Source organism: Janibacter hoylei PVAS-1 (genome assembly GCF_004025845.1).
Taxonomy (GTDB): Bacteria; Actinomycetota; Actinomycetes; order Actinomycetales; family Dermatophilaceae; genus Janibacter; species Janibacter hoylei.
The window spans coordinates 111,158-123,653 of record NZ_PIPF01000002.1 but is presented as its reverse complement, the minus strand read 5'-3'; the positions used below and the strand labels follow the sequence as shown (position 1 = coordinate 123,653).

The 12,496-nt window shown below is 72.1% G+C and carries 9 protein-coding genes and 1 riboswitch; of the genes, 1 reads left to right on the top strand and 8 read right to left on the bottom strand.

What is annotated here, in order from left to right:
* Positions 1–117: 117 nt before the first annotated feature.
* From CWN80_RS02845 to CWN80_RS02820, 6 genes are all read right to left on the bottom strand, one after another.
* Positions 118–516 (bottom strand): universal stress protein, encoded by a 399-nt coding sequence (locus CWN80_RS02845; protein ID WP_007925340.1) that lies wholly within the window; start codon positions 514–516, stop codon positions 118–120.
* Positions 517–564: 48 nt separating this feature from the next.
* Positions 565–1,749, bottom strand: coding sequence for a homoserine O-acetyltransferase MetX (gene metX / locus CWN80_RS02840; protein WP_007925341.1), 1,185 nt, complete (start codon positions 1,747–1,749; stop codon positions 565–567).
* A 13-nt stretch (positions 1,750–1,762) separates the two neighbouring features.
* Positions 1,763–1,873, bottom strand: a riboswitch (SAM riboswitch).
* A gap of 72 nt (positions 1,874–1,945) precedes the next feature.
* Positions 1,946–3,004 (bottom strand): DUF4192 domain-containing protein, encoded by a 1,059-nt coding sequence (locus CWN80_RS02835; protein ID WP_007925342.1) that lies wholly within the window; start codon positions 3,002–3,004, stop codon positions 1,946–1,948.
* Positions 3,005–3,090: 86 nt separating this feature from the next.
* Entirely contained in the window at positions 3,091–3,495 is a 405-nt protein-coding gene (locus CWN80_RS02830) for a YkvA family protein (RefSeq protein WP_007925343.1), read from the bottom strand.
* Positions 3,496–3,609: 114 nt separating this feature from the next.
* Positions 3,610–5,142 carry an alanine/glycine:cation symporter family protein gene (locus tag CWN80_RS02825; protein ID WP_007925344.1) on the bottom strand — a complete coding sequence of 511 codons (1,533 nt, stop codon included), beginning with the start codon at positions 5,140–5,142 and terminating at the stop codon, positions 3,610–3,612.
* 97 nt (positions 5,143–5,239) lie between these two features.
* A complete protein-coding gene (locus CWN80_RS02820) occupies positions 5,240–5,962 on the bottom strand; it encodes an EcsC family protein (protein WP_128276846.1) in 723 nt (240 codons plus the stop codon).
* Between the two features lie 93 nt (positions 5,963–6,055).
* Here CWN80_RS02820 and CWN80_RS02815 point away from each other — a divergent pair, with 93 nt between their 5' ends.
* Complete coding sequence (locus CWN80_RS02815; protein ID WP_007925346.1) at positions 6,056–7,729, top strand: DNA polymerase; 1,674 nt, start codon at positions 6,056–6,058, stop codon at positions 7,727–7,729.
* Between the two features lie 4 nt (positions 7,730–7,733).
* On the opposite strand, the gene CWN80_RS02810 is transcribed toward CWN80_RS02815, so the two are convergent.
* Both CWN80_RS02810 and hrpA read right to left on the bottom strand, forming a co-directional pair.
* Entirely contained in the window at positions 7,734–8,645 is a 912-nt protein-coding gene (locus CWN80_RS02810) for a proteasome assembly chaperone family protein (protein ID WP_007925347.1), read from the bottom strand.
* A gap of 67 nt (positions 8,646–8,712) precedes the next feature.
* Positions 8,713–12,495 (bottom strand): ATP-dependent RNA helicase HrpA, encoded by a 3,783-nt coding sequence (gene hrpA, locus CWN80_RS02805; protein WP_007925355.1) that lies wholly within the window; start codon positions 12,493–12,495, stop codon positions 8,713–8,715.
* Between the last annotated feature and the right edge of the window lies 1 nt (position 12,496).

The window sequence follows — 12,496 nt, the reverse complement described above, 5'->3', positions numbered from 1 at the left end:
CGTCGACCCGACTCGCCCGGTCGCTGTGCGCTGGGCTCATCACCATTATAAAACGAGGTCTGCGTCAACGCGTCAGCGGGCACCCCGTCGGGGTGCCCGCTGATCGGTGTCCGTGTCTCAGCGCGCCTTGACGGCGAGCACGTCGCAGGGCGCGTCGAGCAGCACTCGCTGCGCGTTGGAGCCGAGGATGAGCTTGCCGACCGGCGTGCGCTTGCGCAGTCCGATGATGATCAGGCTGGCGCCGGTCTCCTCGGCGACGACGATGAGGTCCTCGGCCGGCTCCTTGCCGCGGACGAGCCCCCGCACCTCGCCCTCGACACCGGCCTCGTCGAGGCGGCTGCGGACCTGCTTGAGGTCCTCTTCGTTCTTGCGGGCGCTGTCGCCGCTCAGTCCGGCGCCACCGCGGTCGGAGTGGATGACGACGAGCTTGTCCTTGCGCAGACGGCACTCCTCGAAGGCTCGCTCCAGGGCGGCTTCGCCCTCCTTGGTGGACACGTACCCCACGACGATGGTCATCGTTGCTCCTCGACTGGCTAGTGCTGCTGGACGGGTCTTGGCCAGACGCTACACCGCACCGCCGTGACCTGTCTCACTCCGGCTCCTCGTGTCGACGAGGGGCCGTCCTGCGACGACCTGGCCCAGGAGCGCGGCCACCTGGTCGACCTCGGTGAGGAAGCCGTCGTGGCCGACGACGGAGCGGATCATCGCCTGCTCCGTGCCCGGTCGGGCCCGCGCGATCTCGTCCGAGAGCCGGGGCGGGTAGAGCCGGTCGGAGTCCACCGGGACGACGACGAGCCGGCCGGTGAAGGGGGCCAGCGCCGCCGCCATGCCACCCCGGTCGCGTCCGATGTCGTGGGAGTTCATCGCCTCGGACAGCACGATGTACGAGTTGGCGTCGAAGCGCGCCGCCAGCTTGCCCCCGTGATGGTCGAGGTAGCTCTCGACCGCGTAGCGCGGCCGGCCGCTCTCCCCCGGCGCCTCGTCCTGGACATCACGACCGAAGCGGTCGTGCAGCTCCATCTCGCTGCGGTAGGTGATGTGTGCGATCCGCCGCGCGATGCCCAGGCCGACCTCCGGGCCCTGCGGGTGCCCGTAGTAGTCGCCGCCGGCGAACCACGGGTCGTTGCGGATGGCGTGGATCTGCGTCTGGCTCCAGCCGATCTGCTCGGCCGTGGCGTAGGCGGTCGATGCGAGGCCCACCGCGGTACCGACCCGGTCCGGGTAGGAGGCGACCCACTCGAGCGTGCGCATGCCGCCCATCGAGCCACCGATGACGGTGTGCCAGCTCGGGATGTCGAGGGCGTCGGCAAGGCGCGCCTCGGCCGTCACCTGGTCGCGGATGGTCAGCCGCGGGAAGCGACTGCCCCACGGACGGCCGTCTGGTCCGGGGGACGCGGGGCCGGTGCTGCCCTGGCACCCACCGAGCACGTTGATCGCGATGACGAAGAAGTCGTCGGTGTCGAGGAGGGCGCCGGGCCCGACGAGCCCGGGCCACCATCCCGGTGTCGGGTGACCTTCGCCCGCAGGACCGACCACATGGCTGTCACCGGTGAGCGCGTGCTCGACGAGCACCGCGTTGTCGCGGGAGGGCGAGAGCCGTCCCCACGTCTCGTAGGCCAGGACGACGTCGGGCAGCACCTCGCCCGACTCGACGACGAGGTCACCGATGGGCTGGAAGAGGCGGTCGCCGGACGGGTGGTCGTCACGCCAGAGGGCAGAGGTGGTGGGCCGTGTGGTGGATACGCTCATGAGAGGGCTCCCGGGTCTCGCCTTGCCACATCACTCCGATGCGGCCGGGTCATCACCCGGGGCACCCCGTCGCGAGGAGGGTTGCCGGCCAGCTAGCCGGGGCTTGACGCTGACACTCATGACCTGGCGCCAACTCTAACCTCACTCGGGCGGCCGGATCGAGCCGGGTCCGCAGCGCGGACGAGGCCTGCTCCGGTCAGGCGACTCTGGGCGTCTCCCACAGCCGGACCCCGTGGGAGAGCAGCTCGAGCATGAGCCCCGCGAGCCGGTAGTCGGGGTCGACCTGCAGAGCCCGCTCGAGGCACACCCCCGTGACCGTGCCGTCGCCCGTCCACCACGCGAGGTGCGCCGCGCTGGTCAGCAGGGGTGGGGTGAGCTCGGCCGGGACGAGACGCGCCAGCTCGAGCAGCCGGGTGCGGACGGCGAGCACCCCGTCGCGGTGCTCCCCCACCTCCGGCACGAGCTCGTCGTCCCCGAGGACCCACGGGCACCACCTCGTGACCTCGAGCGCGAGCGAGATCCAGTGCTCGTCGACCCCCGTCAGGGGCATGGTCCCGGGACAGAGCACGGCGAGGAGGGCATCGCGCCACGGGACGAGCTGCAGTGACCTCGCGATCACCAGCAGGTCGCGGTCGGCCAGGTCGCCTACGGGCCGGGCCCCGGCGTCGGGGTCGAGCAGCCGGGTCCAGGCCGTGGCGATCTCCGGGACCCGGGGACGCACGCCCAGCGGGCTGGCCGCCACGGCCACGGCGGCCGCCCTCGTCTCGTCCCGCTCCGCGAGGACCCCCCGCACGAGGTGATCCCGACTGGGTACCGGGCAGACCCCCGCCTCGACGAAGGGAGCGACCGCCGGCACGTCCTCGGGTCGTGGGAGACGCAGGGCACGGCCCGCCCCCGGGCCGTCGACGGTGTGGCAGTGGCCGTCGCGGACGACGAGGTGCTGGTGCACCGGCAGCCCGGCCTCGAGAGCCGCCGCGGTCATCGCCGCTCGCAGGGCAAGGGACTGCCCTTCGTCGTCCTCGAAGGCCATGAGCAGCACGCTGCTCGCCCCCTCCCGGAGCGCGATGGCGACGGCCTCCGCGGCCACACGCCGAGCCACGTCCGGCTCGGCGACGAGGTCGTGCCGCTGGAGCAGACCGAGGCGCCGCTCGCGCATGAGCGTCAGGCAGACGGAGGGCCCGGGGTGGAACCCGAGCTGGTAGGGCATCAGGACGGCGAGCTCGGCGGCGTCGCGGGGTCTCACGATCTGTGTCATACACCGAATCTGGCCCCTGCCGACGCGCGCCGGCAGGGGCCAGTCGTGGCTGTGGAGGGCCGCTCGGACGCCTCCGGACCTGTGGATCAGTCGGGGACGACGTACGACGGGATCGGCTGCTCCCACTGCGGGGCGCCGTGGTGCGCACCGGCCGGGGCCGCGGTGGCGCCCTGCTCCCACGCGATGAAGTCCTCGGTCTCACGCACGAGGGTCGTCGCCAGCCACCCGATGACGAGCACGTCGTCGACGAGGCCGAAGGCGAGCAGCAGGCCCTCGGGGACGATGTCGACGGGCGAGACGACGTAGCCGACGCCGGCGAGCATCATGAGCAGCCGGGTCGAGCTCAGTCCGGTGTACTGGCCCGAGCGCACGGCGCGGATCATCCGCGGCACGGCGCGCAGTCGCTGCCACAGGGTCGGCCCGCCGGGACGGGTCGCGCTGCGGACGGCGGAGGCAAGGTGGGCGGCGTTGCGGACGCGGTGGGTGGCCATGGCGGTCTCCTCTGCTCGGGCGTCCCCGGTCCGGGCACGCTCCGCTGGATCCAACGTAGCGCGCCCGGCCGGGATTCCGTCAGGTGAGCAGCGCCATGGCGGCGCCAGGCCGAGTCAGTCGCGCTCGGCCCCGGCCGGGGTGCCCTGCGCGACGCGCCCCTCGGCCCGCTCGACCCAGAAGTCCGCGCCCTCGATCCCGAGCTCCCGCGGGTCGAACTGCGGGTCCAGACCTTGCTTCTTCTGCGCGCGGTAGTCCTTGAGCGCCTTGAGCGCCGGGATCTGCAGCAGGAGGATGCCCAGGATGTTGAGCCAGGCCATCGTGCCGACGCCGATGTCGCCCAAGCCCCAGGCGGACCCGGCCGTCGTCGTGGCGCCGTACGCCACGGAGACGAGGATCAGCGCCTGCAGGGCCCGGATGAGACCGCGACGCACGACGCCGTTGCGGATCTTGCGGGTGAGGTAGGCGAGGTTGACCTCGGCCATGTAGTAGTAGGCGACCATCGTCGTAAAGGCGAAGAAGACGAGAGCCAGGGCGACGAAGCCCGACCCGGCACCGGGGACGAAGCTGTCGAGGCCGGCCTGGACGAAGCCCGGCCCGGGCTCGACGTCGGTGCCGACCGAACCCTCGTACAAGGTCGGGCCCGGGTAGGTCTCGCCCTCGAAGACGGAGTACATGTCCGTCGAGATGATGATGAAGGCCGTCGCGGTGCAGACGAAGAGGGTGTCGATGTAGACGGCGAAGGCCTGGACGAAGCCCTGCTTCGCCGGGTGCGAGACCTCGGCGGCCGCGGCGTGGTGCGGGCCCGTGCCCTGACCGGCCTCGTTGGAGTAGATGCCGCGCTGGACACCCCACTTGACGGCCTGGCCGATGATCGCGCCGTAGACCGCGTGGGCACCGAAGGCGCCGGAGAAGATCTCGCTGAAGACGTGCCCGATCTGGTCGACGTTGACGAAGAAGACGACGAGCGCGACGAGGATGTAGAGGATCGCCATCGGCGGCACGACGAAGGCGGCGAAGGTCGCGATCCGCTTGACGCCACCGATGACGATGAAGGCGAGCGCGATGACGATGCCGATGGCCGTGGCCCAGGTCGGGATGCCCCACGCGGAGTTCAGGGCCGAGGACATGCCGTTGGCCTGGACACCCGGCAGGAAGAAGCTCATCGCGAAGACGGTGAAGATCGCGAAGGTCACGGCGTAGGCGAGCGAAAGGGTGCGCGCCTTGTGGGCGTAGGCCTTTTCGAAGTAGTACGCCGGGCCACCGCGGTACTCACCGGTGTCCGGGTCCTTTTCCTTGTAGATCTGGCCCAGCGTGCACTCGATGAAGGAGGTCGCCGCACCGAGGAAGGCGACAGTCCACATCCAGAAGACGGCGCCGGGGCCACCGAAGGCGATAGCCGTGGCCACACCACCGATGTTGCCCATGCCGACGCGGTTGGCCAGCGACATCATCAGGGACTGGAAGGAGGAGGTGCCGTCGACGGAGGACTCCCCCTCGCGCAACTGCTTGATCATGTCCGGGATCCCGAAGACCTGGACGAGACGGGTGCGGACCGTGAAGTAGAGGCCGGCGAGCAGGCAGAGCCCAACGAGCGGGATGGACCAGACGACGCCGTTGGCGCCTTCCACGAGTTCGGCGAAGGACATGGGCAACTCTCCGTTGAGCGGGCGTGGGCCCGGCGGAAGTTACCAGCGCCACGACGCCGGTGCCACCCGACGGGGTGGCACCGGCGCGTCGCGACGATCAGGAGGCGGGCGGGAACTCCTTGCGCACGTGGTCGGCGAGCTGCTTCATCAGCCACAGGTCCATGCCGGCGCCCACGGCGCCACCGACGACGGGCACCGCCTTGCCGAAGCGGGCGAAGACGCCCTTGCCCGCGGACGAGAGGATGCGGAAGCCGACCGCCTTGTTGACGACCATGAGCGCGGGGGCGGGGAGACGCTGCGCGGCCATGCTGGCGAGCCGGCCGGTGGGCGCGACCACGCCGGCCTTGGCGAGGAGATCCTGGGCGTCGGCGCCGACGAGGCTGAGCAGGACCGCCGAGCGGATCTCGGGCTGGCTCAGGTCGTAGCCGCGGACCCGCGCGACGGAGGCCGCCATGCGGGTGGCGAGGACGTAGAAGCCGAGGACGTTGGCCGGCAGCGCGACGACCATGGTCGCGAAGCCACCGAGGTTGGTGACGAAGCCGGAGGCGCCGGCGAGCTTGAGGGTGTCGGCGATGATCTCGTCGATCGCCTTGTCGGCGTTGCCGCCGTGCTTGGCCAGGGCCTTGTCGGCCATCGTGGCCGCCGAGTCGAAGGGACCACGGCCGTCGATGCCGGTGTCGAGGAGGTTTTCGACGAGCTTGATCGAGGAGCTCGCCAGGGCGCCCTGCCGCTCGGGCTCACGCGCCTGCTCGAGCGCGGTCCGGGTGTCCTGCACCTGCTGCTTGCGGCCGAAGCCGAGTCGGTCGGAGATGAATCCCATGTCGGCATCCTGCCACGCAGTCCGCCTGCCCCGCATGCTCACGACGTGCGTGCTCGGCGGCGTGGTCGGAGGGCCCGGGTAGCCTCACGCAGCGTGGGTGGACAGCAGCCGGGAGCCGTCGTCGTCGGGGTCGACGGCGTCGGCGCGGTGCTGCCTCCGGACGGGCCGGCGGTGCTGGGGAGGGACCTCCCTTCGCTCGTCGCCGTCCTCTCCCCCGGCGTGCGCTGGGTGACCTGGTCGGCGGCCTCCGTCGCACCGCTCGTCGCGGCCGGCGCGACCCTCGACCGGACGTGGGACGTCGCGGAGGTGCACCGACTCGCGCACGGCGGCTGGCCGGCCGGGCCCGAGCTGGCCTGGGCTGCCGCCCACGGGCTCGACCCGACGACCGCCCCGACGGCCCCGACGGGTGACCTCTTCGACCTGTTGGCCGACGAGGTGCCCCCCGAGCAACTGGTGCGCGACGACGGTCACCTGCGCGCCGACGCCGTGACGGGTGCCTGGCTGACGACGCCGCAGCGGTGCGCCGCCTTTGCGGAGGCGGCCCGGCAGGTCGCCGCCCGCCAGCACGAAGGGATGACCGCCCGCGGTCCTCGTGCGATCGCCGCCGCGCACGCCGAGTCCGCGACGGCGGTGCTGTGCGTCGAGCTGGCCCGCACCGGGCTGCCGATCGACCGCGAGACGATCCGCCGGCTCGTCACCGACGCAGCCGGCCCCGAGCCGAGCACCTTCGACGAGGAGCTCGCGGCTCGCGCGGCCCGCGACGCGCCGGTGCTCGCCGCGGTCCCCGGCACCGGCCACGTCGACCTGCGCAACCCGGCCCAGGTCAAGGCGCTGCTCGCTCGGGCCGGCATCGACGTCCCCTCGACGCGCAAGTGGGTCCTCGAGGCGCACGCGAGCGCCCACCCGGTCGTCCCGGCCCTGCTGGAGTGGCGCAAGCGCGAGCGGATCGCGACGACCTACGGCTGGCGGTGGCTGCGCGAGCACGTCGGGCCCGACGACCGGCTGCGCGGCGCGTGGGCGGCGTGCGACGGGGCGGCCGGCCGGATGACCGCGCAGGCGGGGCTGCACAACCTACCGGCGGAGCTGCGCCCCGCGGTGGCTGCCCACGAGGGCCACGTCCTCGTGCGGGCGGACTTGGGCCAGGTCGAGCCGCGGGTGCTCGCCGCGGTCTCGCGCGACCCGGCCTTCGCCGCGGCCACGCGCGCCGACGACCTCTACGCCCCGGTCGCCCAGCGTCTCGGGGTGGAGCGACCGGTCGCCAAGATCGCGGTCCTCGCGGCCATGTACGGGCAGCGCTCCGGCCCGGCGGCCGAGGCTCTCGCCGGCCTGGAGCGCGAGTACCCCGTGGCGATGGCACACCTGCAGCGCGCGCAGGAGCGCGGGCGACGCGGTGAGCCGGTCCGGACGTACGGCGGGCGGTTGGTGCGCACCGACTTCGGCGCCGACGGCCTCGACGACGCCGGTCGGGAGGGGGTGGCGGCCGCCCGTGGTCGTTTCGCCCGCAATGCGGTGATCCAGGGCTCGGCCGCCGAGCTCTTCAAGGCGTGGGCGGCGACGGTCCGGGTGGCCGTGCGGCCGTTGGGCGGCCGGATCGTGCTGTGCCTGCACGACGAGCTGCTCGTGCACGTGCCGCAGCAGCACGCGGAGGAGGCCGCGGCCCTCGTCGACCGCTCGCTCACCGACGCCGCTCGTCGCTGGCTCGGTGGCGACCAGGTCCACTTCGTCGCCGACACCTCCGTCGTGCGGCGGTGGTCGGAGGCGAAGTAGCGCCTCAGGGGTTGTCGGTCTCGTCGACCGTGCGCAGGAAGTCCTCGAAGTCGGCGCCGATCTCGTCCGCGGAGGGCAGGTCCTCCCCTTCGCCGGCGAGCAGGCTCGGGCGCTCCAGCCCACGCAGGTGCACGTCGTACTGGCGCTCGAGCGCCTGGACGGCCTCGCGGACCTCGTCGTTGTCCTCGACCTCGCGCTCGATCTGGATGCGCCCCTCCCGGGCGGCCTCGACGAGGGCGTCGTTGGGCAGGTTGAGCCCGGTGACGTCGACGATCGCGTTGAGCGCGGTGAGGGCGGCGTCGTGGAAGGTCGACTGCGCGAGGTAGTGCGGCACGTGGATGCTGAAGCCCACGGCGTCGCGCGAGGACTCCCCGAGGCGCATCTCGAGCAGCGCGGCGAGGGAGGCGGGCACCTGGACGGTGCCGAAGACCGGCTTGTGCTCACCGATGAGACGCTCGTCGGTGCCGTGGACCGTCATGCCGACCGGTCGGGAGTGCGGCACGGCCATGGGGATGCCGTGGGCGTGTGCGACCAGGGTGATGCCGAGGTCGTCCATGATCGCGGTGATGGCCTCGATGACCGCCTCCCACCGGTAGTCCGGCTCCGGACCCGTGAGGACGTAGTAGGTCTGCCCGTCGCGGTCGAGCAGGTGGTAGAGCAGGAGAGCCGGGTCGTCGTAGTCGACGTACCGGTTGGCGTCGAAGGTGATGACCGGGCGGCGGCTGCGGTAGTCGATGAGCGAGTCGACGTCGAAGGAGGCGACGACGGTCGCGTCGCCCGCCTCGAGCAGCTGCTCGACGAGGAGTCGCTGGGCCATGCCGGCGTCGAAGAAGCCGTCGAAGGCGACGACCAACGGCCCCGGCAGGAGCATGGCGGGGTCGGTGTCGACCTCGTAGCGGTAGAGGCGCTCGGTCACGTCAGGTCCTCCTGGTCGGTGAAGCACTCATTGTCGCAACGACGCTTCCGCCGTGGCCATTCCCCCCTCAGGTCGGCACGGCCGCGATGGCCGCCCGCACCCGCTTGGCGGAGACCGACTGCGCGGTGCCGATCGACTGCGCGAAGAGCGAGATGCGCAGCTCCTCGATCATCCACCCGATGGCGACGACGTCCGGGGACCTGCGGCGCAGCGGTGGCAGCGCGTCGAGCAGGTCGGCGTAGGCGCCTTCGACGGCGTCGATGCTCTCCTGGTGGCCGGCGTCGCGGCGCGGGTTGTCCGCGGCCCGCTCCAGACGAAGGGAGATCCCGCGCAGGTAGCGCCGCAGGTCGGGCAGGCGGGCCAGACCGGTGTCGGCGACGAAGCCCGGTCGCAGGAGGCCGTCGAGCTGGGCGCGCACGTCGGCGACGGTCACCGCGACCGCGGGCGCGGTCATCCGGTCGAGGAGGGCGAGGACCTCGGTGCGCTGCGCGAGCACCGGCTCGACCTCGGCAACCACCGTGAGCACCCGCTGGGCGACGTGGGTGCGGGTGGCGGCGAGCGCCTCGTCGAAGGCTGCCCGCGAGCGGACCGGGCCGGTGACGTGCTGGCTGACGATGTCGTCGACGGCGGCAGCGAGGGCGTCGTCGAGCAGGGCGGGGACGGAGCCGTGCGGGTTGTCGGCGAGCGCCAGCTTCTGCGCATTCGTCAGGCGGGCGAGCACCCGCTTCCACGGCGGGGCCGTCCCGAGCAGGAGGAGCCGGCGCACGCCGGCGCGGTGGGCACCGAGCGCCTGCTGCTCGTCGGGCAGGACGCGGACGGCGACGCTGCTCCCTTCGTCGACGAGGGCGGGGTACCCGACGACGGTGTGCTTGCCGGACTTCGTCGTGAAGGTCTCGGGCAGGTCGTCGAGGTCCCAGGTCGTCAGGCCGGTGCGCTCGATGGAGGCCCCGGCCCGGGACATGCCGTGCTGGACGTGGCCGGCGAGCTCCTCACGCAGGGCCTCGAGGTCCTTGCCGCGGCCGAGGCGGCGACGCCGGGAGTCCTCGACGGCGAAGGTGATGCGCAGGTGGTCGGGGACCTTGGTCCAGTCCCACTCCCCCTCGTCGATGCGGATGCCGCCGCGGCGGCCGAGCACGGTCGACAGCTGTGCGGTGATCGACGTGCCGGCATCGGGGTCGAGCTCGGCGAGCGCGGCCCGCGCGTGGTCGGGGGCGGGGACGAGGTGGCGGCGGGTCGCCTTGGGCAGTGACTTGATGAGCGCGGTGACGAGGTCGGCCCGCAGCCCGGGGACCTGCCAGTCGAAGCCGTCGGCGGTCAGCCGGTTGAGCACCTGCACGGGCACGTGGACGGTGACGCCGTCGTCCTCGGAGCCGGGCTCGAACTGGTAGGTCACGGCGAGCTCGAGCCCGTCGGTGCGCCAGCGGCGCGGGTAGTCGCGACCGCTCACCGCCTCGGCGTCGTCGCGGGTGAGCAGGTCCTCGGTCAGCGTGAGCAGGTCGGGCTGCTCACGACGGGCGGACTTCCACCAGCTGTCGAAGTGGGCGCCGGAGACGACCTCGGCAGGGATCCGCTCGTCGTAGAAGGCGACGACGTCCTCGTCGTCGACGAGCAGGTCACGTCGCCGGGCCCGCTCCTCGAGCTGCTCGAGGCGCCGGACGAGCTTGCGGTTGGCAGCGAGGAAGTCGTGGTGAGCGTCCCACTCCCCCTCGACGAGGGCGTGCCGGATGAAGAGCTCACGGCTGGCGACGGGGTCGATCTTGCCGTAGGAGACGGGGCGCCCGACGACGAGCGGCACGCCGAAGAGGGTGACCCGCTCGGTCGCCATGACGGAGGCGGCCTTCTTGCTCCAGCGCGGCTCCGAGTAGGTCCGCTTGACGAGGTGGGCGCCGGCGCGCTCGGCCCACACGGGGTCGATGCGGGCCGACGAGCGGGCCCAGAGCCGACTGGTCTCGACGAGCTCCCCCGCCATGACGAAGGGGGGTTGCCGCTTGAAGTTCGTCGTGCCCGGCTGGATCGAGAAGCGGGCACCCCGGGCACCGAGGTAGTCGCGCTTGTCCTCGTCGCGCAGGCCGATGTGGCTGAGCAGCCCGGTGAGCAGGGCCTGGTGGACCCGGTCCCAGTCCGGCTCGGCGTCGGGCGCGGACGTGCGCTGCCGGGTGTCGATCTTGTGCTGCTTGGCGGCGCGGACGAGCTGGCTGTGCAGGTCCTGCCACTCGCGGGTGCGCAGGAAGTGGATGTACTCCCGCTTGCACATGCGGCGGAATGCGCTGCCGGACAAGGCCTTCTGCTGGTCCTTGAGGTAGACCCACAGGTTCCACCAGCTCGCGAAGTCGGACCCCTCCTGGCGAAATCGGGCGTGCTGCTGGTCGGCCTGCGCGCGCTGCTCGGTGGGCCGCTCGCGGGGGTCCTGGATCGACATGGCGGCGACGATGACGAGGACCTCGGTGGTGCAGCCGAGCCGGTCGGCCTCGATGAGCATGCGCCCGAGACGTGGGTCGACGGGCAGGCGGGCGAGGGTCTTGCCGGTCGGGGTGAGGCGACGGGCCCCCTTCGCCCGGGTCTCCGTGTCGAAGGCCTGCAGCTCCTGCAGCAGACGGACACCGTCGGTGATCTGACGGGAGTCCGGCGGCTCGATGAAGGGGAAGCGCGCGATGTCGCCCAGACCGAGGGAGGTCATCTGGAGGATGACGCTGGCGAGGTTGGTGCGCAGGATCTCGGGATCGGTGAACTCCGCTCGTGCCGCGAAGTCCTCCTCGCTGTAGAGGCGGATGCACACGCCCTCGGCGACGCGTCCGCAGCGACCGGCGCGCTGGTTGGCCGAGGCCTGCGAGATGCGCTCGATCGGCAGGCGCTGCACCTTGGTCCGCTGGCTGTACCGGGAGATGCGCGCGGTGCCGGTGTCGATGACGTAGCGGATGCCGGGCACGGTCAGCGAGGTCTCGGCGACGTTGGTCGACAGCACGATCCGTCGCCCGGAGTGGGGCGCGAAGACCCGGTGCTGCTCGGCGGCGGACAGGCGTGCGTAGAGCGGGATGATCTCGGTGTCGGGCAGCTGCATCCCCGACAGGGCCTCCTGGGCGTCGCGGATCTCGCGCTCGCCGGAGAGGAAGACGAGGGCATCGCGCGGGCCGCCGGACTCGGGCTCGGTCCACAGCTCCTCGACGGCCCGGCAGATGCCGGTCACCTGGTCGCCGTCATCGTCGTCGTCCTCGCCGAGGGGCCGGTAGCGCACCTCCACGGGGTAGGTGCGGCCGGAGACCTCGATGATCGGTGCGGGCTCGCCCATCTCGTCGCTGAAGTGCTCCGCGAAGCGCTCCGGGTCGATCGTCGCCGAGGTGATGACGACCTTGAGGTCGGGGCGACGCGGCAGCAGCTGCTTGAGGTAGCCGAGGATGAAGTCGATGTTGAGCGAGCGCTCGTGGGCCTCGTCGATGATGATCGTGTCGTAGCGGCGCAGGTCACGGTCGCGCTGCATCTCGTTGAGCAGGATGCCGTCGGTCATCACCTTGACCGCCGTGCCGTCGCTGCTGTGGTCGGCGAAGCGGACCTGGTAGCCGACGAGCCCGCCGAGCTCGACCTGCATCTCCTGCGCGATCCGCTCGGCGACCGAGCGCGCGGCGATCCGACGCGGCTGGGTGTGGCCGATCTGGCCGGCACGACCGCGCCCGATCTCGAGGGCGATCTTGGGCAGCTGGGTCGTCTTGCCCGACCCCGTCTCCCCCGCGACGATGACGACCTGGTGCTCGCGCATCGCCTCGGCGATGTCGTCCTTGCGCGCGACGACCGGCAGTTCCTCGTTGTAGTGCAGGTCCTCCGCCGCGACGGGTGCACGCAGGGCGGAGTCAGGCATG